The organism is Sphaerisporangium flaviroseum (assembly GCF_039537005.1).
Taxonomy (GTDB): domain Bacteria; phylum Actinomycetota; class Actinomycetes; order Streptosporangiales; family Streptosporangiaceae; genus Sphaerisporangium; species Sphaerisporangium flaviroseum.
On the sequence record NZ_BAAAZR010000028.1, the window covers coordinates 263,037 to 286,270 of the forward strand.

The 23,234-nt window shown below is 69.3% G+C and carries 18 protein-coding genes; 8 read left to right on the forward strand and 10 right to left on the reverse strand.

What is annotated here, in order from left to right:
* Window positions 1-23: 23 nt before the first annotated feature.
* Entirely contained in the window at window positions 24-866 is an 843-nt protein-coding gene (locus ABD810_RS29125; RefSeq protein WP_344947481.1) for a class I SAM-dependent methyltransferase, read from the reverse strand.
* Window positions 867-1,028: 162 nt separating this feature from the next.
* Between ABD810_RS29125 and ABD810_RS29130 the strand changes: the two genes are divergently transcribed.
* Window positions 1,029-1,973: a lysylphosphatidylglycerol synthase domain-containing protein gene (locus ABD810_RS29130; RefSeq protein WP_344947484.1), complete on the forward strand. Its 945-nt coding sequence runs from the start codon at window positions 1,029-1,031 to the stop codon at window positions 1,971-1,973.
* On the opposite strand, the gene ABD810_RS29135 is transcribed toward ABD810_RS29130, so the two are convergent.
* The 4 genes from ABD810_RS29135 to ABD810_RS29150 form a co-directional block, all read right to left on the reverse strand.
* On the reverse strand, window positions 1,928-3,007 hold the full coding sequence (locus tag ABD810_RS29135) for a glycosyltransferase family 4 protein (protein WP_344947486.1): 1,080 nt from the start codon (window positions 3,005-3,007) through the stop codon (window positions 1,928-1,930). The two genes, ABD810_RS29130 and ABD810_RS29135, sit on opposite strands and share 46 nt — an antisense overlap.
* A gap of 1 nt (window position 3,008) precedes the next feature.
* Window positions 3,009-3,893: a glycosyltransferase family 2 protein gene (locus tag ABD810_RS29140; protein ID WP_344947488.1), complete on the reverse strand. Its 885-nt coding sequence runs from the start codon at window positions 3,891-3,893 to the stop codon at window positions 3,009-3,011.
* Window positions 3,894-4,031: 138 nt separating this feature from the next.
* The gene (locus ABD810_RS29145) at window positions 4,032-4,913 is read right to left on the reverse strand and encodes a permease-like cell division protein FtsX (protein WP_344947491.1); all 882 of its coding nucleotides are present in this window, start codon (window positions 4,911-4,913) and stop codon (window positions 4,032-4,034) included.
* A 31-nt stretch (window positions 4,914-4,944) separates the two neighbouring features.
* Window positions 4,945-7,080: a hypothetical protein gene (locus ABD810_RS29150; RefSeq protein WP_344947494.1), complete on the reverse strand. Its 2,136-nt coding sequence runs from the start codon at window positions 7,078-7,080 to the stop codon at window positions 4,945-4,947.
* A gap of 222 nt (window positions 7,081-7,302) precedes the next feature.
* Here ABD810_RS29150 and ABD810_RS29155 point away from each other — a divergent pair, with 222 nt between their 5' ends.
* The 5 genes from ABD810_RS29155 (at window position 7,303) to ABD810_RS29175 (ending at window position 15,011) form a co-directional block, all read left to right on the forward strand.
* The gene (locus ABD810_RS29155; protein WP_344947497.1) at window positions 7,303-8,802 is read left to right on the forward strand and encodes a hypothetical protein; all 1,500 of its coding nucleotides are present in this window, start codon (window positions 7,303-7,305) and stop codon (window positions 8,800-8,802) included.
* A 145-nt stretch (window positions 8,803-8,947) separates the two neighbouring features.
* Window positions 8,948-10,846 carry an LCP family glycopolymer transferase gene (locus ABD810_RS29160; protein ID WP_344947500.1) on the forward strand — a complete coding sequence of 633 codons (1,899 nt, stop codon included), beginning with the start codon at window positions 8,948-8,950 and terminating at the stop codon, window positions 10,844-10,846.
* A gap of 219 nt (window positions 10,847-11,065) precedes the next feature.
* Window positions 11,066-12,859 carry an acyltransferase family protein gene (locus ABD810_RS29165; RefSeq protein WP_344947503.1) on the forward strand — a complete coding sequence of 598 codons (1,794 nt, stop codon included), beginning with the start codon at window positions 11,066-11,068 and terminating at the stop codon, window positions 12,857-12,859.
* A gap of 101 nt (window positions 12,860-12,960) precedes the next feature.
* Window positions 12,961-14,076, forward strand: coding sequence for a glycosyltransferase (locus ABD810_RS29170; RefSeq protein ID WP_344947506.1), 1,116 nt, complete (start codon window positions 12,961-12,963; stop codon window positions 14,074-14,076).
* A gap of 239 nt (window positions 14,077-14,315) precedes the next feature.
* Window positions 14,316-15,011 (forward strand): acetoacetate decarboxylase family protein, encoded by a 696-nt coding sequence (locus tag ABD810_RS29175; RefSeq protein WP_344947509.1) that lies wholly within the window; start codon window positions 14,316-14,318, stop codon window positions 15,009-15,011.
* A gap of 322 nt (window positions 15,012-15,333) precedes the next feature.
* On the opposite strand, the gene ABD810_RS29180 is transcribed toward ABD810_RS29175, so the two are convergent.
* The 3 genes from ABD810_RS29180 to ABD810_RS29190 form a co-directional block, all read right to left on the reverse strand.
* Window positions 15,334-15,852 (reverse strand): PIN domain-containing protein, encoded by a 519-nt coding sequence (locus tag ABD810_RS29180; RefSeq protein ID WP_344947512.1) that lies wholly within the window; start codon window positions 15,850-15,852, stop codon window positions 15,334-15,336.
* Between the two features lie 27 nt (window positions 15,853-15,879).
* Window positions 15,880-16,995 (reverse strand): helix-turn-helix domain-containing protein, encoded by a 1,116-nt coding sequence (locus ABD810_RS29185; protein ID WP_344947515.1) that lies wholly within the window; start codon window positions 16,993-16,995, stop codon window positions 15,880-15,882.
* 132 nt (window positions 16,996-17,127) lie between these two features.
* Window positions 17,128-17,667: a TetR/AcrR family transcriptional regulator gene (locus ABD810_RS29190; RefSeq protein WP_344947518.1), complete on the reverse strand. Its 540-nt coding sequence runs from the start codon at window positions 17,665-17,667 to the stop codon at window positions 17,128-17,130.
* Window positions 17,668-17,743: 76 nt separating this feature from the next.
* On the opposite strand from ABD810_RS29190, the gene ABD810_RS29195 reads away from it, so the two are divergent.
* Window positions 17,744-19,015, forward strand: a complete 1,272-nt coding sequence (locus tag ABD810_RS29195; RefSeq protein ID WP_344947521.1) for an FAD-dependent monooxygenase — start codon at window positions 17,744-17,746, stop codon at window positions 19,013-19,015.
* A gap of 319 nt (window positions 19,016-19,334) precedes the next feature.
* On the opposite strand, the gene ABD810_RS29200 is transcribed toward ABD810_RS29195, so the two are convergent.
* A complete protein-coding gene (locus ABD810_RS29200) occupies window positions 19,335-19,790 on the reverse strand; it encodes a hypothetical protein (protein ID WP_344947524.1) in 456 nt (151 codons plus the stop codon).
* Between the two features lie 602 nt (window positions 19,791-20,392).
* Between ABD810_RS29200 and ABD810_RS29205 the strand changes: the two genes are divergently transcribed.
* Window positions 20,393-22,078 carry an ArnT family glycosyltransferase gene (locus ABD810_RS29205; RefSeq protein WP_344947527.1) on the forward strand — a complete coding sequence of 562 codons (1,686 nt, stop codon included), beginning with the start codon at window positions 20,393-20,395 and terminating at the stop codon, window positions 22,076-22,078.
* Window positions 22,079-22,146: 68 nt separating this feature from the next.
* On the opposite strand, the gene ABD810_RS29210 is transcribed toward ABD810_RS29205, so the two are convergent.
* Window positions 22,147-23,046, reverse strand: a complete 900-nt coding sequence (locus tag ABD810_RS29210) for a glycosyltransferase family 2 protein (RefSeq protein WP_344947530.1) — start codon at window positions 23,044-23,046, stop codon at window positions 22,147-22,149.
* Window positions 23,047-23,234 lie beyond the last annotated feature (188 nt).

Consider the following 23,234-nt stretch of genomic DNA (forward strand, 5'->3'; position numbering starts at 1 on the left):
TTCTTACGGGTCATCGGGCGTTCTCAGGAGACGTCGGTGCGTACGGGCTCGGGCGGTTGCGGCAGGGCCGGGCCGAGGGGCCTGCGGGGTGTCTTGGTCGCGACCCACAGGTAGGTCGGCACGACCGGTAGCAGCGCCCGCAGCGCGGTGCGGGGCGTCCTCGCCAGCGTGGCCTGGGCCGTGCGCCCGACGGCGCCGGGGAACAGCTCACCTCCGGCGAACCGCTCGGGCGAGGCGAGCACGGGGAAGGAGTAGTCCCACACGTGGAAGTTCCGGAGCATCCGGCGCAGCCCTCGCCTCGTGCGGAACCGCTCGTAGTAGTGGTCGGCGCGGCCGGACATGCGGACATAGCGGTCGGCGAGCGCGGGGGGCAGGTAGGACAGGAACGGCAGCTTGTAGTGCGGCTCCATCACACCCAGCCGGTTGCCGAGCCCGAGGTACAGCACGCCGTCGTCGGCCAGGACCCGGTGCATCTCCCCCAGGATGGCGTCGGGGTCGACCACGTGCTCGTAGATGTGGTTGAACACCAGCACATCGATCGACCGGTCGGGGAAGGGCAGCGCGGTTCCGTCGGCGCAGATGAACTCCACCCGCTTGCCGAACCGCTCGGCCGCCCTGCGCAGGCCTGGCACGTCGATGTCCATTCCGAAGGCCCGCCGCGCGCCCGCCGACGCCAGCTCGTCGGCGATGAACCCGGCCGAGCATCCGATGTCGGCCACGGTCAGCCCGTCGAGCACCGGGGTCGCGGAGTCCGGGTCACGGCCCAGGAAGTGCGCGAGCACAGCGATGATCTTCGCGGCCTTGCGCCGTCGCTTGGCCTCATCCAGCATCGCGGCCTGGAACTCGGAGTACTCGAGCTGCGCCACCCGTTCCTTACCCACGCCGCCCAAGAGTAGTGGGTCCCCGACGCCAACTCCGTGCCCCCGACATTCTCGGCACCTCGTCCGACGATCACCACCGACCGCACCGGTGTAACGATGAGAGCGAGAACCTACCGGCCGGTAACCATTGAGTCGTACGCTAGGCGGATGTTGAGCCGCCTTCGGTCGAGTCCCCTGCTCCGGGTGGGGCTGGCGTTCGTCGCCCTGGGTTTCCTGTCGTACGGCCTGTCGAAGAACTGGAACGACTCCGTCGCCGCGCTGGGCCGGCTGTCGTGGTGGACGGTGGCCGGGTCGCTGGCCGCGGTTCTCATCGGGCTCGGGTTCATGCTCCTCGCCTGGCGGGCCGTGCTCGCCGGGTTCGGCTCCCCCCTGCCCCTGCGCGTCGCCGCCAAGGTGCTGTTCATGGGGCAGCTCGGCAAGTACGTCCCCGGCTCGGTGTGGGCGTTCGCCGCGATGATGGAGCTCGCCCGCGATCACGGCTCCCCGCCCCGCCGCACGTTCGGCGCGACGGTGGTGGGTCTTGTGACCTCGCTCGGCTGCGCGCTGGCGCTCGCCGCCATCACCCTGCCCCTCACCTCGCAGGAGGTCGCCCGGCAGACGTGGTACCTCATGGCCCTGATCCCGCTCATCGTCGTGGGACTGCACCCCCGCGTGCTGACCTTCGGGCTCAACCTGGTGCTGAGGATCGCCCGCAAAGAGCCGCTCGACCATGTCCTGTCCGGATCGGCGATGCTCGCCGCGACCGCGTGGACGATGATCGGCTGGCTGTTCTACGGCGTGCACATCTGGCTGCTGCTCGGCGACATGACCCCCGGCGGGCCGTCGCTGTTCGCCGTGGCCGCCGGGGCGTACGCGCTGGCGTGGGTGACCGGCCTGCTGACGGTGATCGTCCCCGCGGGCATCGGCGTCCGGGAGGGCGCCATGGTGCTGGTGCTCGCGCCCGTCCTGGACGCTCCGCACGCGCTGGTCATCGCCATCGTCTCGCGGCTGGCCTTCACCCTGGCCGACGTGCTCTGGGCCGGGCTCGGCTTCCTGCTGGCGCGGAATCAGGCTCCGCAGGCGAGCAGGGCCGAGGCGTACGTCGCCCAGTAAGGGTCGGGGTCCACGGCCTTGACGCCCAGACGCAACCGCTCCGGCTCGCCGTCGGCGTAGAACCGGGTGATCACCTCGGTGAGCGCGTCGGCCGAGCCGGGCTCGGCCAGCAGGCCGTCGACCCCGTCGGTGACGTGGTCGGCCAGCGCCCCGACCCGGGTCGCGATGACCGGTAGCCCGTGCTCGTGGCCCAGCCACGCGTTCTGGCTCGCCGTGGCGGAACGGTAGGGCAGCACCAGCGCGTCCGCCTCGGCGAACAACCCCGGCACCTCGTCCGCGGGGACGTACCCCGGCCGCAGTTCCACGCGATCGCCCAGCCCCAGCTCGGCGATCAGGGCGCGCGTCTCGTCCAGGCCGCCCCAGAACTCTCCGGCCACCGTGAGCGACACCCCGGGGACGCGGGCCAGCGCCCGCAGCAGCAGGTCGAGGCCCTTGTACGGCCTGACCATGCCGAAGAACAGCAACCGGTGCCGCACTCCGCCGGACGCCGCCCCGGCCCCGGCCCTCGACGGCAGGTGCGGCGGCAGGCCTGCGACGTGGACCGGCGCGGGCGCCAGCTCACGGGCCAGCCTCGCCTGCTCCTCCGAGTGCGCCAGCACGTGGCCGACCCGCCGCAGCAGCGCCTTCATCAGCGGCGCGTCGTACGGCTTGCGCTCGTGCGGCAGCACGTTGTGGCAGAGCGCGACCACCTTGGCCCTGCGGCGCAGGCCGGACAGGATGCCAAGGTAAGCGGGCACCTGCACGGAGCTGAGCACGGTGAGCACGACAAGGTCGGCGCTCCGCAGCCGGCGGCCGCAGCGGACCCACCCGTCCGGGCGGCGCCAGTCGAGCTCGCGCCGGACGCCGGGGAACGGCTCCCCCTCGGGCGCGGAGATGGTCTGCTGACCGGGATACAGGAACGAGGGATACTGCGCGCGCCAGGACTCGATCACTACGTCGTGGCCCAGTGCCGTGAGCCGGTGGGCCAGCTCCGTGGTGTGCTGGGCTCCGCCGCCCTTGTACGGGTAGGCGGGGCCGACGATCGCGATCCGCACCTCACGCGCCCCGGGAGCGGACGATCAGGTCGGCCAGCAGCGCCAGCGATCCGATGATCAGCCCCGAGAGGAAGACCATGACCGTGCTCGCGGGGAAGTAGAACGGGTGCCGGACCATGTCGACGACGCCCTTGCCCAGGCCGATCACGACCAGCCAGATCGCCGGCGGCATGAGCACCTTGAGCGGGTTGAAGTACATCACCATCCGCAGCACCTGCAGGATGTAGCGGTAGGCGTCGGAGATGAAGCTGAACTTCGACTTGCCCGCCCGCTTGCTGTACTCGATCGGCATGTAGTGCACGTCGTGCTGGTTGGACAGGAACGCCAGCGTGATCGTCGTCACGCAGGAGAAGCCGGGGGGCAGCAGCCGCAGGTAAGGCAGCGAGACCGACTTCCTGAAGGCCCGCAGTCCGGAGTTCAGGTCGGGGATCTCCTGCCCGGCCAGGCGCTCGGCCACCTTGCGGATGAACCACTTGGCCGGCACCCGGAGGATCTTGTGGGAGCCCTGCTCGCTGGTGCGCGCGCCGACCACCTGGTCGATCGCCGGGTCCTTCTCCAGCACCTGCACCAGCTCGGGGATGCGCTCGTTGGGGTAGGTCATGTCGGCGTCGGTCCACACGACGATCTCGCCCCGAGCGTCCTGCGTGCCGATGCGCCGGACCGTGCCGGAGCCGCCGTTGCGGTGGAAGGGCACGATGCGCATGTTGGGGAACCGGTGTGCCGCCTCCTGCAGCCGCAGGAGCGTCTCGTCGGTGGAGTGGTCGTCGACGGCGACCAGTTCGTAGGTGTAACCGCTGACGTCCATGGCGCCGCAGATGCGCTCGACCTCTTCGACTACGTGGTCCTGTTCGTTGTAACACGGCAGGACGATAGTCACGTACGGCATCGCATCCACGGCGGATCCAGTCTCAGGCGTCTCGGTCACACTCACGTCGGGCGAGGATACAGTGCCCGGCCGGCATTGGAGTCCCCCTTATCCCGACCTGGGAACTCTTCCCGCCCGCGTGACCGCCACACCGCAGGCCTACTCGACGCACTCCACGCCCGGCAGCTCCTTCACCGCGTTCCTGACCGCTTCCGCGGCCTCGGGCGTGCTGGTCTTCACGCGGAAGCTCTCCCTCATCTGATCGAGGAGCGGGGTCGGCTCCCCGGCGGTGCCTTCAGGGTGGGAGCGCTGCCGCAGCATGAGGGCGTGCGCCCGATCCTCGAAGTAGATCTTCTCCACCCCGTCGACATCGTGGATGCGGTCCACGATCGCCTGCTTCTGCTCGTCGGTCGCCTGCCGCCCGGCGATGGACTCACAGACCCTCGCCACACCGCGGCCGCACAGGATCACCGTCGCGTCGGCCTTGCCGGCCCAGAAGTCGGTCGGCTTGCGCGTGATGTCCTGCACCCCGGGGATGGTCATCACCTTGGCGGCCACAGCGGGGTAGTCGGCCGAGCGGCGCAGGGTGCCGTCGAACGTGTTGATGAAGTCGGCCCAGGTGAGCGTGAAGCCGGTGTCCGGCCCCGGCGCCCGGTCGGGTGAGTCGCGCCACCTCTGATAGGTGCTGCGCGCGCTGACGAACCTCACGGAGGCGATCTCCGGGATGGCGCGCAACGCGGCCTCGATCCGCGGCGCGTCCCCGATGACCCTGCCGTCGTCGGTCTGGCAGCGCGCGATGCCCTCATCGCAGATCGCGACCTGGAAGTTCAGTTGCTCGGGCACAGGAGTGTCCGGCGGCGGGAGCGGCCTGCGGGACTGGTCGCGGAGGTACCACGCGCCGCCACCTAGCACGCCGAGCAGGACGAGCGCCGCGACGCCCAAGGCCAGCGGCCCCCGGTGGGCCGACGCCCTCTCCTCCCGATCCGTATCTCCCCCGAACGACAGCTCCTCCGCGCTCGGTGGTTCCTCTGAGCGATCCACGCGTCCACTGTCCGGTCGCCGGCGCACAGGGTCAACCCGTCCGCGGAACGACCATCCAGACGTCGATGGCCAGGGACCACGTGCCGTTCGGCGGCTCGACGAGGGATCGCTCGTCCTGGCGGGTGCGGAGTCTCATGACCTGCGCGGCCGGGCCGTACGGGGAGAGCTGCGCCTGCTCGGCCGCGAGGAGGACCGGAGTGCGGCCGGTGGAGCGGATGCGCCCGATCAGGCGGCCCACATCGGCGGGCGCCGCGACGTCGGCGCCGGCGCCCCGCACCACCGCCGACGTCACGGCTCCGGGGGCGGCATCAGCGGCATCACGGGCCAGATGGACCTGGGCGGCGGGCACCCCGCACATGCCGCGTACGAGCTGGGTGAAGCGGTCGCCGGTGACCCGCTCGACGATCAGCACCGACGCGTCGGAGGGCAGGGCCGAGCAGAGGCGTCCGACGGCCGCCGCCTCCCCTCGCTCGACGGGGGAGAACGCCGTGCCGATCGAGGTGATCGCGGCGGGGGCCACCAGCAGCACCCCGCCCACCGCGAGCAGGGCGCGCTGCGCCGGGACCCCGTATCCGGCGCCCCGCGCTCTGTTCCACGCCCAGCGCAGCCCCCACGCCGCCAGCAGGATCAGGCCCGGGACGATCACCGGTACCAGCCGCCGCGAGGCGAAGGGGTGGTCGGGAGTGATGGCGGGCCGGAAGAGCGTGGTGACGGTCGTCCACGCGATGATCATCAGCGGCAGCAGCCAGACGAAGCCCCTGCCCTGCGCCATGCGCCGCGCCAGAACGGCCGCCGCCAGCGTGGCCAGCACGACGACCGGCACCCCGACGTACCAGATCACCCAGTACAGGGAGTTCTCGTAGTACAGGCGGCCGGGGTCGGGCATCAACCCGTTGGCCTCCTGCGTCGCCTGGATGAACTTCGCGTTGAGCACGTCGTCCTGGGTCGTGGCCACCCGGCGCACGGTCTGCGCCCAGGGACGTACGGCCAGGCCGAGCATGACCAGCACCACCAGCCCCGCCGCCAGGCCGGGCAGCCGGCGCGCCGCCCATCCGGTGCGCACCGCCTTCCAGGACACCGGGATCAGCTTGGGCCCGACGACCGCGCCGGCCACCGTCAGCGCCAGTACGAGCCCGCAGATGGCGAGCAGGGGAACGACCGAATCGGATAGGTAGTTCAGGTAGGGCCGGGCCAGGACGAACGCCGCCACCAGCCCCAGCCCGGCGCCCGCGACCAGCCCGCCAAGGAGCGGCGGCCCCATCCGCGCGTACGTCTCGCCCCGGCCGCGCCTGCCGCGCAGCGCGATCAGCAGCCCGGCGTACGCCAGCACCGGGAGCACGTCGCGCAGCCCGTCGATGCGCACCAGGACGGCGAGGCCGAAGGACAGCCCGGCGAGCGCCGCCGCGCGCGGGCGGTGGCGGGCGTCGAAGGCCAGCGCGATGGCCCCGAAGAGCAGGATGAGGGACGGGATCTCGCTGAAGGTCGTGCGGGAGGTGTAAAGGATCGGCAGCGCGACGGCGAAGACCAGCGCCGCGAGGGGTGCCCATCGCGCGCCGACCAGCCGGGCCACGACCCCGGCGAGGGTGGGCACGGCCAGGGCGCCGAGCACCGGGGGCACCAGCAGGAGTCCTGGGACGCCCCCCAGCCAGTGGCCGACCGCGTCGATCATCGGCGTCCCCGGCATGAACTGCGGGACGACCGCGCCGCCGTGGTCGTAGAGACCGACGCTGCCGGGGCGCAGCGCGGGGTCGGGGCCGCCGAACGCCGCGGTGCCGTAGGGAATCGGGAGCGACCCGTGCTCGGCCAGCCAGATGGCGTACTGGGCATAGGTCGCCGGGTCCCTGCGGATGACGAGTTGCTCGCTGCGGAAGACGCCGTTGAACACGGCGGAGGCGACCGCGATGGCACCGACCGCCGCGACGTGCCACGCCGTGGCGTCGGCGTACCCCTCCCCCGCGCGGGCGAGCCGAACGCCGTACACGCAGAGGGCGGTGGCGAGGGCTCCACCGAGCAGCAGCATGGGCACCGGGCGGAAGGCGCCGAGCAGGAGAAGGGGAAGGCCCGCGAGCAGCCAGCCGGTCAGGGCGAGTGCGGGCATGGTCGAGATCACGGCGAGCACCCGGCCCGCCGACGGCCATCGTGAGTGATCGACCCAGGTTCCGTCCATCTGTGACCGCGAGCCTAACCGCCGGGACGCCGTGCGGTGATGCGAGCGCGGCCTGGGAGACCAGGTAGCGTACGGCCCTGCCGTACAGATCGCCGTGGGGGTCGCCGACATGCCGCATGCGGCTTTCACCAGGACGCGGCGTGACTTCGCGGGTGCCCACGGAGTCGCGCCGCCCGGCAGGTCGTGTGCATGTTCGCCGAGCGTCGAGCGGGGGATGGAGTGGTGACTGCGGGCCTGGCCCTCTTCGCGCGGGCCCGAGTGCCCGGCGCGGCGCGGCGCCACCGGTGGTTTCTCGGGGTGATCTCCCTTGGCGCGGTCCTGCGGATCGTCACCATGCTCGGGTACCGGCCGGCGATCTGGTTCCCCGACTCCTACACCTACGTGGTGACGGCGCTGCGGCCCCGTCCCGATCTGGTGCGTCCTGCCGGGTACTCGATGTTCCTGCGGCTGCTGGAGCCGTTCCACAGCTTCGGCCTCGTGGTCTTCCTCCAGCACCTGCTGGGCCTGGCCACGGTGGTGCTCGTCTACACCGCCGTCCTGCGGCTGGGCGGGCGGGGGTGGGCGGCGACGCTCGCCGCGGCGCCGGTCGCGCTCGACGCCTACCAGATCCAGCTTGAGCATCTCCTTGTCTCCGACACGCTGTTCGCCTTCCTCGTCGTCGCCGCCGTCTTCACCTGCCTTGGCCCCCTCACGTGGCGCGGCGCCTGTGCCGCCGGCCTGCTCCTGGCCGCCGCGACGCTCACGCGGACGATCGGGCTGCCGCTGATCGTGGTCGTGGCCGCATGGTCGTTCTTCCGGCAGATGCGGGCGGCACGCGGGTCAGGCTCGGCGTCCGCGGGTGGACGGGCACGCTTTGGCTCGCGTTCGAAGGCCGGGCTGGTGGGGGTGCTCGTCCTGGTGGCCCTGCTGCCGGTCGCGGGGTACGCCGCCTGGTTCGCCTCGACCTACCACCGGTTCGGCATCGTGGGCTCCAACGGGGTGTTCCTGTACGCGCGGACCATGTCGTTCGCCGACTGCCGGGTCATGCGCCCGCCCGCGGACCTCGCGGTGCTGTGCGACCCCACCCCTCCCGAACGCCGGCCGCCGTCGCAGGAGTACGTGTGGGACGCCGGATCTCCCCTGGTGGCCCTGCCGGGCATCACGTTCACCCGGGAGACCGAGCGGCTCGCCGGGCGGTTCGCGTTCCTCGCCCTGCGCAGCCAGCCGGTCGACTACGTGGCCTCGGTGCTGTCGGAACTCTCGCGGTCCTTCACCCTGGGCCGTCCCGTGTACCCGGACCAGGAGATCTACGACGCCTATGAGTTCCCCGCCGTGACCCCCCCGCCACCCACCCGCTCCCCCGCCATGGCCGGCGCGGAACTGGCCGTGCGCTACGAGGAGGGTCCCATCGGCACGCGGATCGTCGAGCCGTTCGCGGGCTGGACGCGGGCCTACCAGGACGTGGCCAGGGTGCCCGGCACGGTCCTGCTGCTGGTGCTGCTGCTGCCGCCGGTCGTCGCGGTGGTGCGCCGCCGCCGCGGTGAGCGGGCGGGGCCGCCGTGGACGCTGCCGTGGGCGGTGTCGGTCTCGTTGCTCGTCGTCCCCGCCGCGACGGCGGAGTTCGACTACCGGTACGTCCTGCCCGCGGTGCCGCTCGCGTGCCTGGCCGCGGCGCTCATGACCGCCAGGCAGGCGGATCAGTCAGAGGCCCCGCGACCTGTGGAATCTGTGAACATCCAGTAAAGCCACTGATTACGATATTCGAGCAATATCCTCATATCGGTAAGCTTTGCGGCCGGATCAACCCCTCGGGAGCATGCATGATCACGAGACGATTCCTTCGATCATGCCGCCCAGAACCGGGCCGGTGACCTAACCTCATGACGAAATGAGCGAGCACCGACACGGCGCCACCGGGGACCAGCGCACCGAGCCGCCTCGGCCCGGCCGCAGGGCCAGCCGCGGCCGGTCGCCGGAGTCCCCAGCCGGTCCTCCCCCCGCCGACAGCGAGCGTCCTTCCCGCCGTCGCCGAGGCGTTCCCCCGGCTTCGCAGGATCCGTACGGCGCGCAGGATCCGTACGGCGCGCAGGATCCGTACGGCGCGCAGGATCCGTACGGCGCGCAGGATCCGTACGGCGCGGGGGACCCATACGGCGCGCAGCATCCCTACGGGGCGCCGGGCGGCCCGCCGGCCGAGGAACAGCACGCCCGCCGCCAGCGGGGCGGGCCCGCCGGACCACCTCTCCCACCGGACGGCCCGGACGATCACGGGCGCCGCCGCGGCGGGAACGGCCGTGACGCCGGCGGTGGCCGCAGCCGGGTCCTGGCCTGGATCAGCATCGTGCTCACCGGCATCCTGGTGGTGATCGCACTGACCGGTTACACGCTCTACCGCAACCTGCTCGGCAACGTCCGCACCGACGACGTCACCGACGATCTCAACGCCAACCGGCCGGTCAACACCACCGGGGCGCTCAACGTCCTGCTCGTCGGGTCCGACTCCCGCGCGGGCGACAACAAGCGATACGGCCAGCACATGGGCGGTGACGGCGAGCGCACCGACACGATCATCCTCATGCACGTCTCGCCGAACCGCGACAAGGCGACGCTGATCAGCTTCCCGCGCGACTCGATGGTGCAGATTCCGGCGTGCAAGAACCCCCGGACGAAGGCCGCGCTGCCTCCCCGCCTCGACATGATCAACTCGGCGTTCAACGAGGGCGGCATGGGGTGCACGATCAACACGATCGAGGCGAACACCAACATCCGCGTCGACCACTACATCAAGGTCGACTTCACGGGCTTCAAGAGCATCGTGGACGCGCTCGGCGGCATCCAGATCTGCGTGCCGACGGCGGTGCAGGACAGGGAGGCCAAGCTGAACCTCCAGGCGGGCAAGCAGATCGTGAAGGGCGAGACCGCCCTCGCCTACGTCCGCGCGCGCCACTCCATGGGCGACGGCAGCGACATCAGCCGCATCAAGCGGCAGCAGATCTTCCTCTCCCAGGTGGTGAAGAAGGCGACGAGCGGCGACACCCTGACCGACCCCGGCAAGCTCGTGAGCCTGGTCACCGCCGCCGCCCAGTCGGTGGTGATGGATCCCCAGCTCGACGTGGACACGTTGATCCAGATCGCGCAGAGCGCCCGAAGCCTGACGGCCAAGGGCGTCAAGTTCGTCACCGTCCCCTGGGAGCCGTACCCCGCGAACAAGGACCGCGTGCAGTGGAAGCAGCCGGACGCCGGGAAGATGTTCGAGTCGTTGCGCACCGACGTCGAGGTCACCGCGCCGGCCAAACCGAGCGCCGCGGCATCCGCGTCCGGCAAGCCGGACAAACCCGCGATCAAGCCGGGCCAGGTGCGGATCCAGGTGGTCAACGGCACCAACATCGGCGGCAAGGCCAAGGAGGTCGCCGAGTCGCTGGCCGCCCAGGGCTTCAAGGTGACCCAGATCGGCGACGCGCGGCAGCCCGACGGCACCGACCGGCCGCAGACCATGGTCCTGTACTCGAAGGGCGCGGCCGACGGCGCCGACTACGCCGCCCCGGTGGCCGCGAAGCTGCTGACCAAGGTGACGCCCGCCTCGGGCAAGGTGAAGGCCGGGCTCATCACCCCCTTCACCCCCTCGGCGACCACCACGCCTCCCCCCGGCGCGGCCGACACACCGCCGGCCGGAAGCCCGATCATCCAGCTCGTCATCGGCGCCGACTTCAAGGGCGTGAAGGTGCCCGTCACCATCCCCGACAGCGCTCGCGTGGTCGACTCCAAGACGGACGTCTGCAGCACCTGAGCCCGATCATCCTGACGGCCCGATCCCCTGTGGGGTCGGGCCGTTAACATGATCCCCCATGTCCAACTTTCGGCTCCGTCGCGACATTTCCTGGCGAGGGCGTTAGGGTGGATGATCTGGCAGGCGAGCCCGTAGTCTCCGTTCCGCCGCTTCCTTCGAGGGCACCTTCCAGAGTCAGAAGCCACCTGGTCTCCCGACAGATAGCTGAGCGTTTCCCCCGTGAGTGACACCAGATCCTCCTTCCAGGTTCCGGCTCCACGCACCGACGGCGTCTCCACCGACGCCGACGAGGCCAAGGCCCCCGGCGACCGGGGGCAGGCGCCCTTGGACCCCGGCGGGGAGCCGGACACCGGCGAGGATGCGCCCACGGCCCGCTGGCCCGTTCCCGACTACGCCGCGCCACCCACCGGCTCGTGGGAACGCCACCGGCCCCATGGGGGCGAGCACGCCGCCAGGGAACCGCTGTGGCCCGTCCCCGAGCATGCCGGGAACCCCGAGGAGCCCGGCCGCGCCCGGCATTCCGATCGTGGCCGGCACGCCGAGCAGGCCGGTCCCGCGGCCGCCGACGACGATCCCGAGACCTTCACCTTCGACAGGCCCACCTGGACCGAGCCACCGCCTCCCCGAGCCGTCGCCGACGCGCCTCCGGCCCGCACGGCTCCGGGAACGGCGCCCTCTGCAGCCCACACGGCTCCGGGAACGGCGCCCTCACCGGTCCGTACGGGTCCGGGTGCGGCGCCGTCGCCTGCCGCACCCGGCGGCGACCTCCCCAGGTCCGGAGTGCCGGCGTGGGAAGCGCCTCCCAGGCCGCAGGAGCAGCCGCAGGCCTCCGCCTCCGACGGTTTCTCGTACTGGCAGCGGCGGCCGGTCACCGAAGCCCCGGCCGAGGCCGCCCCCACCTGGTCAGGGAAGGCTCCGTCCACCTGGTCAGGCGACGCGGAGCCCACACACGGCAGGAACCACCTGTGGGACCAGCCCGAGCCCCCGGCGGCCGTGGAGGCCCCCGCGCCCGCGCCGGCCAAACGTGCCCGCGAGCCGTACCTCGACAACGTGAAGTTCGTGCTGATCGCCCTCGTGGTGACCGGGCACTCCCTGGTGCCCACGCTGGCGACGCACTCCTCGCGCTCGGCCTACCTGTTCATCTACGTGTTCCACATGCCGCTGTTCGTCATCATCAGCGGCTACCTGAGCAGGAACTTCTGGAACTCCAACGCCAAGACGAACAAGCTGGTCGACACCTTCCTGGTGCCGTACGTGATCGTGGAGATCGTCTACGCCGTGCTCCGCTTCGCGCTCGGTCACAAGTGGAGCCTGACGATCATCGACCCGGCCTGGCTCAACTGGTATCTCCTCGCCCTGCTGCTCTGGCGGCTGTCCACGCCGGTATGGAAGCGCATGCGCTACCCCCTGCCGATCGCCGTCGCCGTCTATCTGCTCGCGGGGCTGTCCGACCTGCCCGGTGACTTCAGCATGGACCGGTTCTTCGGCCTCATGCCGTTCTTCGTGCTCGGCCTCTGGCTCCAGCCGCGGCACTTCGACCTGCTGAACCGCGTCTGGGTGAAGATCCTGTCGGTCGGCGTGCTCATCGGGGCCGCCGGCGTGGCCATCCTGCTCGCCCCCTACGTGCCGCTCGAACCCATCTACTACAAGGACAGCTACGCCGAGCTCAACCTGTCGTGGTGGCTGGGCATGGGCATGCGCGCGGGCCTGCTGGTCGCCGCCCTGACGGTCTCGGTCGCCGTCCTCGCGCTGGTGCCGCGCAGGAACACCTGGTTCTCCGATCTCGGCACCCGCACGCTCTACTGCTACCTGCTCCACGGCGTGCCCGTGCTCATCGCCAAGGAGATGGGATGGCTGGAGGTCCCGTGGCTGCACGGGCCGCTGGGCGTCCTGGCGATCAGCAGCAGTTGCTTCGCCCTCGCGATCGTCCTGTGCCTGCCGGAGACCCGTACGCTCTTCAAGTGGCTGCTGGAACCACGCCTCGTGTGGCTCTACCGCAGACCCTCCTCGTAGGCCACCTGCTTACGGATCTCAGAGCGGATGTTCAGCGGCATTTCCCCCCTCATTAACGGTGCGCATCCTGGCAGGAAGGGAACGCCGCTCAGCATCGACATATGAAGGTATGTGTCGGCACGATCGTCCACCACCCGGAGGACGCCCGGATCATGCACCGGCAGATCCGCGCGTTGCTGGAAGCCGGGCACGAGGTGACCTATGTCGCGCCGTTCACCCACTGCAACGTCACTCCGCCCCCGGAGATCCACGCCATAGACGTGCCACGCGCCGTGGGCCTGCACCGTGGCCACGCGCTCAGCGCGGCGCGCGGCGCGCTGCGCAAGGGCGCCAAGGACGCCGACCTGCTGCTCGTCCACGACGTCGAGCTGCTGTTCGCCCTGCCACGACGGCGCCCGACGACCGTATGGGACGTGCACGAGGACCTCGTCGGCTCCCTTGGCACCAAGGCCTACCTTCCCGAGGTCGCGCGCAGGATGCTGCCCCACCTGATCAACGGGGTCGAGAGGCGGGCGGAGCGCCGCGTCCGCCTGATCCTGGCCGAGGCCGCCTACCGGGACCGGTTCACCGGCAACCACCTGGTGGTCCCCAACACCACCTACGTGCCCGCCACGCCGCCGCCGCTGCCCGGGGACAACCGGGTCGTCTACGTCGGCCACCTTTCGCACGCCAGGGGCGTCAGCGAGATGATCGAGCTCGCCCACAGCCTGCGGCCGCACGGGATCCGGCTGGATCTGATCGGCGCCGCCGACGCCACGGTGCGCCCGATGCTGCGCGACGCCCAGCGGGTCGGCCTGCTCGACTGGTTCGGCTACGTGCCGAACAGCCACGCGCTGCGCATGGCGCAGGGGGCGCTCGCGGGACTCTCGCTGCTGCACGACGTTCCCAACTACCGCCAGTCCCTACCCACCAAGGTCATCGAGTACATGGCCAGGGGTCTGCCGGTGATCACCACCCCGCTGCCCATGGCGGCCTCGATCGTGGGCCGTACGGACTGCGGCGTGATCGTCCCCTATGGTGACGTCGAGGCGGTGACGCAGGCCGTACTGCGGCTGCGCGACGACCCCGAGCGGCGGGCCACCATGGGCGCCCGGGGGTACGCCGAGGCCCGGGGCCACTACCACTGGCCCGACCACGCACGCGACTTCGTCGCCAAGCTGGAGCAGTGGGCGGTACACGTCCCGGCCCCCACCGTCCACCGCGTCGTCGCCGCCTGACCCACCACCCCAACCGCCACCCGCCCCTCCACCCGAACCGCCACCCGCCGCTCCACCGGTACCGCCCCCTGACCCACCACCCCAACCGCCACCCGCCGCTCCACCGGTGCCATCGCCTGACCCTCCACCCGCGTCGCCGCCGGCCGACGCTCCACCCCTTCTACGGCTGGCGCCCTGCACCGCGGATTGGTGTACTTATCGGTATGGCTAGCCACTTCATTCAGGGGCGCCGGGTCAGCATGCCCGTGGAAGTCAGGGACGCCACGGTCTGCAGTGCGATGTACCTCGTGCGGGCCGACGCCGCCCGGGCCGTGCTGGCCTATTCCGATCTCGACATCACCGAAGTGCTGCCGGGCAAGGCGCTGTGCACGCTGGTGTTCGTCCGCTACGTCGACAGCGACCTCGACTCCTACAACGAGTTCGGGGTGGCCTTCATGATCCGGCCACCGGGTGCCGGGCACCCGCCGCCGCGCAGCGTGCTGTCCGGGCTGAAGGACCTCGGCCGGCACGGCACCGGAGCGTTCATCCACTGGCTCCCGGTCGACCAGGGGTTCACCCTGGAGGCGGGCCGCTCGATCTGGGGCTTCCCCAAAGAACTCGCCGAGATCGACATCCGGATGTCCTCGCCGTACAAGCGCTGCATCCTGCGCAAGGACGGCCGGCTCGTCCTCGACCTGCTGATCCGTCCGGGGATGCCCGTGCCCGGCTCATCGGCCCCGATGGACGCCTACTCCCATCGCGACGGCGTGACCCGGCGCACCCGCTGGACGATGCGCCCCCACGGCGTGCGCAGCCGCCCCGGCGGTGCGCTGATCAGGCTGGGCAACCACCCCGTGGCCAAGGAACTCAGCGAACTAGGCCTCCCCAAACGAGCCCTGATGACCACCACGGTGTCCCACCTGAAAATGACCTTCGACAACCCCATCCAGCTCTGAACCGCTCATCGACACGCCCACGCTCCACGCCCAACCGCGAAACACCGCACGCCCGACAGCAAGACGCTTCACACCCGACAGCAAGACGCTTCACACCCGACCGCGAAACACCGCACGCCCGACCATGAAACACCGCACGCCCGACCATGAAACACCGCACGCCCGACCATGAAACGGTCCTCGCCTCCGGCTCGGGCGTGCTTCCCAGGGGCCTAACGGCCCCCACGCTGGCGCCCTACCCGGAGCCGTGGTGAGCGCACCCAGCGCGAAGGCGAGACCACACATGAAGCCGAGCTCCCGTCCCCATGGGACTTCAGCGGGATTAGTGAATGAGACCGTTCTCCGTGGCCCAGGTGACGAATCCGCCCGGGCCAAAAGGAAGGTGGTACTCGCTGGCAAGAAGGTCATCAGCGAGCTCACCGACCAGCATAGGCGTGAGCAGGCCTTGCCTGATGGCGTCGCACAGAAGAGCGAGAGTGGGGCGAGTCTTGATTTTGTGGGATTCGGCGGCTTTACGCGCGGCACGATCGTCCACGACGGCAACCCCGCCCACAGTAGAAGCGAGGGCCAATACTCCCGCCTCTCCCCGGTTACGCTCCTTTCTTACCAGGAGCTCAGAAAACCGGCCGAAGGCCGTGATCTCCTCCCTTCCGCGTAGCTCGTAATGTTCGATCCAGGGTGCGTTCAGCACGGCTGTGATGCTGTGATGCCTGGCCGCCCCTGCCCGTAGTTCGTCTACGACGACATCGGGTATCAGCGCCCGGCGCCCGCCCACGACGGCTTTCAGCGGACCAAGCCAGTTGTTGATCGCGAAATGGCTGAGCGGACCCGTGTCGAACACGAGTACTTCATGGACGTCCACGGGTGATCAGGAGACGAATTGCCAGATGGCGCTGTCGGGAAGTTGGGGAAGCACCGGCAGGTCGTCCTCGTTCCACGTGTCCATGAGCAGGTCGGTCGCGCGAGCCGTGGAGACAGTGGCGTTGCGGTACAACCGTAGAACCGACTCGATATACGGTTTTGCCAGATACGGCGGAGCCAACTCGTCTGGCACCACCAGGTTCAACTCGACGATGTCGGCTTTGGTCGTGCGGACCATGCGAACCTGCTTGGCGTCAGATGGCCCGACAATGCCGAGCTCCAGCAGCCGGCGCGCCAAAGTGGACATGTCCACTTGGAAAGCACTGCCGACCCTCACTGCGGTGGTCCGCAGGTCGCCGTTCCTCCTGAGCCTGGCCCACGATTCCCTGAGCCCCCTCGGGGGCAGCAAAAGGGCACGGGCGAAGCGGTCGAGACGTGACTCCCACGCATCATCGCCATCTTGCTCGGCGATACGCCAGTCGACGGTGTACTCATCCTGGAACAGGTAGTGGCCCAGCTCGTGAGCGGTGGCCAGACGGCGACGCCCGATACGGAGACCTCCATTGATGATGGCTACTCCGCCCTCGCCCAGCATGATCGACGCAGCATCCGCCGCATCGGCTCCCAGATCGAAACTGAACACAAGAAGGCCGATGTCGGCCGCTTTCCCGGATACGTTGGAAAAGGGCTCATCCGAATCCAGCCCCAGCAGCTTACGGGCCTCGGCGGCCGATCGTTCGGCACTTTCCCCAGAATCCGGCCGCGCCCGACAGGGGGTGTCGAGCGTCAGCCTCTCGTCGTGGGCCAGGACGAACTCGACGTGCCGGGCGACCTGCTCCACCAATCGATCGATTTTGGGACTTACCGCTCCCGGCTCTTGGAGGTTGCGATGAGACACGATCGCAGCAGGCGCCTGCTTGACGAACCACTCGATCCGCTCACCCAGAGCGTCGGCGATGCGCGCAAGCTCCAACGCGGAGACACGTCGCGACCCGTTCTCGATCTTCGTGAGCGCCGATCTGTCGAGTGAGATCATCGCGGCGAGGTCCGCTTGCGTCAGCCCGGCCCGACGGCGAGCGTCGGCGACCTGCCCCCCCACCCAGTCGCTGTCTTCCACGGTCACATGTGCGATTCTAGAACATCACGTCGGCCCGCTCAACGGCGATGAGGTAAATCCCCTGTTCAGAGCCCACTTCACCACTACTTTCCCGAGACACCCCCGCCCCTGAGGCACTGAGTCGCCGGGGTCCGGATGCTAGCGCTGGAGACTCAGTGCGCCGTAGGCCGCGTCGACCGCGGCTTGGCGTAGGTCGCCGGCCGGGACTTGGGGGAATTGGATCGTGCAGTCTTGGAGTCCGCCGAGTGCCACCACCGCGCGGGTCGACTGCGCCAACGTGGGCTCCGGGCCGAACAGCAGCGTTATGAGTCGCGCTCGCCAGGTCAGCACCATCTCGATCATGCCCAGCTCGGCCAGCGTGGTGAGCTCGGTGAGCACGATCATAAGCTCGTCGCGGTGCCTGTAGTGGAAGTCGAAATAGCCTTCGAGCAGAGCACGGGGTTCCACCTCGCCCAGTGTCTCCTGCTGCGTGACGAACGCCTCTCCTTCCTCGATCAGCGGCTGCACGATGCTGCGCACCAGGTCCTCGCGTGAGTCGAAGTGGTAGTACAGCGCCGGTTTGGTGATCCCCAGCCGGTCGGCGATCTCCTGCAGGCTCGTCTTCTGCACCCCCTGCCGGGTGAAGAGCTCGCGGGCGACCGCCTGGATGCGCTGCTTGGTGTCGGAAGGTCGTGGCACGCTTCCCAGGTTATCTGACTTAACGATAGGTAAGTTATGCGCTATGCTTACCTATCGTTAAGTAAGGAGCGGTGTCATGCGGATCCTCATCTCCGGCGCGAGTGTCGCCGGGCCGGTTCTGGCGTACTGGCTCACCAGGTACGGGTTCACCGTGACGGTGGTCGAGCGCGCGCCCACGCTGCGAAAGACAGGCGGCCATGCCGTCGACCTGTTCCGGCCCGCCATGAACATCTCCGAGAAGATGGGCGTGCTGCCCCGCATCGAGGAGATGGCCACGGGGGCGAGCCGGATGACCGTCTTCAGGGAAGGCGTCGAGCGACCCCTGATCGTCGACCTCACCAAGGTGTTCGGCGCCACCTCCGACCGGCACGTCGAGATCATGCGGGACGACCTGAGCGAGATCTACTACGACGCCACGCGCGACGACGTCGAGTACGTCTTCGACGACTCCATCACCTCCATCTCCGCCGACGGCGAGGTGACGTTCGAGAACGGGGCGCCGCGCCGCTTCGACCTCGTGCTCGGCGCCGACGGGCTGCACTCGAACGTGCGCCGCCTGGTCTTCGGTGAGGAGTCGAACTTCGCCGCGTTCATCGGGGCCTACCTGGCGGTGGCGACGATGCCTGGCGAGCTGACCCCCGACGGCGGATACTTCGGCCACCTCGGCGCCGGGCGCTCCGCCGGGCTCTACCGCGCACGGCACATGAGCGACGCGCGGGCGGTCTTCCTGTTCAGGAGCGAACGCCGGCTCGACTACCACCACAGGGACGTACGGCGGCAGAAGGAGTTGCTGCGGGAGAGGTTCCAAGGGATGCACAGCGACGTCGACCACTGGCTCGACGAGCTCGACCGCACCCCGGCGTTCTACTTCGACTCCATCACCCAGCTCCGCATGGACACCTGGTCGCGCGGACGCGTGACGCTCGTCGGCGATGCGGGCTACTGCCCTGGTCCCGCCGTCGGCGGCAGCACCAGCCTGGCCGTCCTTGGTGCGTACGTGCTGGCAGGCGAACTGGCCGAGGCCGGAGGCGATCACGAGCGCGCCTTCGCCGCCTACGAACGCCAGATGGCCGAGCCGGTGCGGGACAGCCGCGCGTTCGCGCTGGGCGCCGCCAAGACCATCATCCCGGCCTCCCGGCTCGGCGTCTGGGCCCTGGCCCAGGGCGCACGGCTGATCTCCGCGCTGCCCGTCTCGATCGGCCGGGCCCTCGCCAAGCTCAACTCCAAGGGCCTGCGCCTGCACGACTCGATGACCGTCAAGGACTATCCGGCCCCAGACCGCGCAGAAGCCTCGGCCCCCGACCGCCCCGTGACGACACATCAACCCTCGGCCCGGACCAACCCGTAGGTACGTTCCTTCGGTCGGCTGTCACATCTTGCCGTGCTATTTCGTCAGCGAGGTGGAGCAGCCGACACGGCAAGGAGATCAGCATGGCCCCCCGTATCAACTACCTCGGCCACCCGGTCGCGGCGAAGTTCCTGAAGTACATCGTTTCCGCGGGCAAGGTCGTGGCCGATTCGACCCTGCCCGCCGCGACGCAGCAGCTGGTGGCGATCCGTGCCAGTCAAGCCCGCCGGCGACTACCAAGGACGAATCTGGAAGCCCGGGCGCCGCGGCCGACGTCGAGGACTTCGTCGCGGCCGCTTCCGCCTGTGGAGCCCGCGAGCTACGGCTCAAGCTTGGGGATGACCCGCACCATTTCTATTCTGTACCTCGCCAATATCTCTTGATCATCGCTGTTGAAGCCGACCGTGACGATCTCACTCTTTATGTCGTTGTAGTGTATTTTCCGGAATCCGTCACCCAGGACGTCGTCAGAGAAATCATCCTCTTCGACTATCTTGCCGCCGATCCACAGGAAATCACGTTCGAAGACGACGAACCCGGCGGTCTTGTTGACGGGTATCTCTGTGTTCGGGGCGATGTTGAACCCACCGGCATCCTCGCTCTGGCTCCACAGCACCTCCCGGAATCCCGGCTCAGGATCTCCCGAGCCGTTGATGAACACCCCCCGCGCCTCGAGCTGGCCATAGATCTCGAGATTGACTCCGGGGTCTCCTGCGGATTTCGAGCATCTTACGGCCTCTAGAGTGACCCTAAGGTCCTTTGCGTCCCTACTCATTTTTCTTGCCTTTCGGTCTCGTGGTCGTCACCATCCAGATGACCGTTCAAGGCTCATGGTGCTTTTACCGGGTCCCGCCCACATGAGTAGCCCCCTACTCATTCCCAATCCTCAGTGAGTGTTCGGGCGGCGTCGTGATCGGCGAGTACGGCAGGCCGATAAGCTGAGTAATGCGATTCCGTTAGCGCTAGTTCTCCGCGCGTCACTGTTTGGCCACCGCCTTCGGCTGTGGCCACACGAGCCGCCTCGTCGTGCTGATCAAACCGACCTTCGAGCTCCACGCCGCCGGGCCGAACTCGTGAGCACGTAGCCGACCTGGCGCGTCACCGCCGGGCGGCTACGCTATGGCCTGCGGTCACCGCAGTCGATTGATCACCGAATCGCGCAGTCGCCAAGAGTTCCGGCAAGCCGAATACCGGCGCGGTCATCGAGGAGAACGCAGGATAGGAGGCTCATGACCCCGGCCAGACACTTCTTCCAACGACGTGCGACCGATGGAGCCTGAGATCACCACCCCAGCCTTCGGAACCGGACACACTCCTCCGCGGCGGTCCGGGGACGAGCCTCGGGCGAGCCGCTCGTCGATCCAGGAGGCCCCGCGCGTGCTGGAGAGCACGGGTGCCCCGCTCGTCGACACACCTGCCGGCGTGTCCGCGGCCGGGTGGTCCGCCCGGGGCGGTCGCCAACGCGCGTGGGTGCGCCGGGCTGTCCTCGCCCTCATCATGGTGGTGCAGGCACTGCTGTCGGTGCGACTGCACAACACCGCCTTCATGGACGAGGCGCTGTACATCTCCGCCGGCCACATGGAGTTGGCCCACCTCTTCCACGGGGCTCCGGTGAACGCCTGGTACACCAGCACCTTCTCGGGTTCACCCTCGCTGTATCCCGTGCTCGCCGGGGCCATGGACCATCTCTACGGCCTGACCGGGGCACGCGCCCTGAGCCTGTTCTTCATGCTTGCCTGCACAGGCTTCCTCTATTCGCTCACCCGCCGCCTCTTCAGCGAGCGCGCGGGCCTGTTCGCGGCCGTGCTCTTCGTGGCCTCCCAGTCGACGATCGTCCTGGGATGGTTCGCGACCTACGACTCCGCGGCCCTGTTCCTGCTGGCCTTCGCCACCTGGATCGTGGTGTGTACCGACCGGGCCAATCCGTTCGCGGTCCTGTTCGCCGCACCGATCCTGGTCCTCGCCTTCTGCACCAAGTACGCCGCCGGACTGTTCATCCCCACGGTCGTTGTCCTGGCCGTCCTCGTCGCCTGGCCCCATCGGGGCGCCCGCGCGCTCTGGCGCGGGGTGCTGCTGTCAGCCGCCCTGGGTGCCATCGGCGGCACGGTGCTGTACGGCAGCTCCATCCTGGCGGGCATCCAGTTCACCACCACCTCCCGTGCTCACGGCACCAACGCCACGAGCGCGCTGATCAACGTCTCCGTCGAATGGATAGGGCCGGCCCTCGCCCTAGCGTGCTTCGGGGCGCTGTCCTACGTGTGGCGCGGCCGGGTCGGCGAGGTCGCCGCAGCGGCCCAGAAGACCACTGGCACAGAGCCGGGCAGGATCTGGCGCACGATCCTGTGCCTCCTGCTCTGCGGGACGGGTCTGCTCGCCCCGGCCTACCAGATTCACTTGTCGACCTCCGTGTCCCTCCACAAGCACGTCGGGTTCGGCCTCTTCTTCTTCGCACCGCTGGCCGGGCTGGGCCTCTCCCGGATCGTCGGCCCGTACCTCCACCGCACCACAACAGGCCCGTACCTCCACCGCACCATGACCGGCCCGTACCTCCACCGCACCACGACCGGCCCGCGTTCCCGCCCCACCGCCGTCGGCCTGCTGATCATCCGCACCGCGCTCGGTCTGCTGATCATCGTGCTCGCGGTCTCCTCCGGCATGGCGCAGTCCCAGTGGCGCTACGCGACCTGGCCCGACTCGACGAAGCTCGTCAACGTGCTCCGTCCACACGTGAACAGCGAGGGCCGGTACCTGGCGGACATCGCGCAGGTCCCCACCTACTACTTCCAGAACGTCACCAAGGTGAATCAGTGGACAGGCACCTACCACCTGGCCTACACCGATACCAAGGGCGTCAAGCACACCGGTGCCGGTGCCTATACGGCAGCCATCGATGACGGCCGCTACAACCTTGTGGTGCTGCAGAAACCCGGAGTCTCGAAGTTCGATCCCGCCATCGCGAAGGCCCTGCCGAGCAGCGGCAGGTACCGCCTCTACGCGGAGCTCCCGTTCACCACCACCTTCGGGGACGGCTCCTACCAGATCTGGACGAGGACCTCGGATTAGCACGAGATCCCCGACCTGGATCCGCGGGGCTGGACGCAGGCGGTGGACGGGTCAGGCGCGTACGAGGTTCAGACGATCGGAGGGCGGCCGAGGCGGAGCATGCGCCAGGCGGTGCGCCAGGCCATCGGGCGGCGCTCGCCCGCGGGCTCCCGGAGGCCCTCCTTGAAGCCGCGGAACCAGGATCTGATCGCCAGCGAGGAGCGCTCGCGCAGCAGCGTCAGGACGATCCAGTCGAGGAGGTACAGCGCCGCCAGGGGCCAGGGAAGGTTGCGGCGGGCCAGCCAGACCCGGTTGCGCGCGTTCAGCCGGTAGAACTCGGCGTGGCGCGTCGGCGGGACCTGCGGGTGGTACATGACGGCGTCCGCGTCGTACTCGATGCGGTAGCCCTCCCCCAGGAGCCGCCAGGCCAGGTCGGTCTCCTCGTGAGCGTAGAAGAACCGCCCAGGGAGGCCACCGACCTGCAGGAACGCCGAACGCCTGATCGCGCACGCGCCGCCGAGGAAGGTCGTCACCGGTGAGGAGCGCTGCGGGTCGCCGGCGCGCAGCCGGGGGACGTGGCGCCGCTGCCCGACGCCGCCGTCGGGGTCCATGACGCGAAAGGAGATCACCGCGAGATCGGGCTCGGCCGCGAAGCGTTCCCGGACGTGCGCGGCCACCTTGCCGTCGGCGTACCAGCCGTCGTCGTCGAGGAACAGCACCACGTCACCCGTGCACTCCCGGACGCCGTGGTTGCGGCCTTCGGGGATGCCGACGTTCTGCGCGATGCGTACGGTGCGCACGGACGCGGCCCCGGGCAGCGGGACCTCGGCGAGCGGAGGCACGTCGGCGCCGTTGCCGACGACGATGACCTCGACGTCACCGTCTATCTGGGTGAGCGCGGATTCGACAGCCCGGTCCAGCTCGGCGATCCGGTTTCCCATGGTGAGGATGACACACGAGATCTTCAACGCGTCATCGCCCCGACGCATGGAGAACGCATGTAGTCATGATCACCGAGTCTGTGTGAGCGGGCAATCCAGCTTGTATCTGCATACTGCGAAATAAGCGTATCGGAACTGTCAGGGAACCCCCGCCAAACAACAACTGTTGGCCCGGCGGTGGCCCTTGACAGAGATACGACGCCGGAGGACCGCCGCCGGTTCCGATCGTTTCTCAT

Coding starts and splice junctions, on each gene's coding strand:
- ABD810_RS29140 (WP_344947488.1), bottom strand. CDS start 3,893: ATGCCGTACGTGACTATCGTCCTGCCGTGTTACAACGAACAGGACCAC.
- ABD810_RS29170 (WP_344947506.1), top strand. CDS start 12,961: ATGAAGGTATGTGTCGGCACGATCGTCCACCACCCGGAGGACGCCCGG.
- ABD810_RS29175 (WP_344947509.1), top strand. CDS start 14,316: ATGCCCGTGGAAGTCAGGGACGCCACGGTCTGCAGTGCGATGTACCTC.
- ABD810_RS29150 (WP_344947494.1), bottom strand. CDS start 7,080: ATGGACGGAACCTGGGTCGATCACTCACGATGGCCGTCGGCGGGCCGG.
- ABD810_RS29130 (WP_344947484.1), top strand. CDS start 1,029: ATGTTGAGCCGCCTTCGGTCGAGTCCCCTGCTCCGGGTGGGGCTGGCG.
- ABD810_RS29210 (WP_344947530.1), bottom strand. CDS start 23,046: ATGCGTCGGGGCGATGACGCGTTGAAGATCTCGTGTGTCATCCTCACC.
- ABD810_RS29195 (WP_344947521.1), top strand. CDS start 17,744: ATGCGGATCCTCATCTCCGGCGCGAGTGTCGCCGGGCCGGTTCTGGCG.
- ABD810_RS29160 (WP_344947500.1), top strand. CDS start 8,948: ATGAGCGAGCACCGACACGGCGCCACCGGGGACCAGCGCACCGAGCCG.
- ABD810_RS29200 (WP_344947524.1), bottom strand. CDS start 19,790: ATGAGTAGGGACGCAAAGGACCTTAGGGTCACTCTAGAGGCCGTAAGA.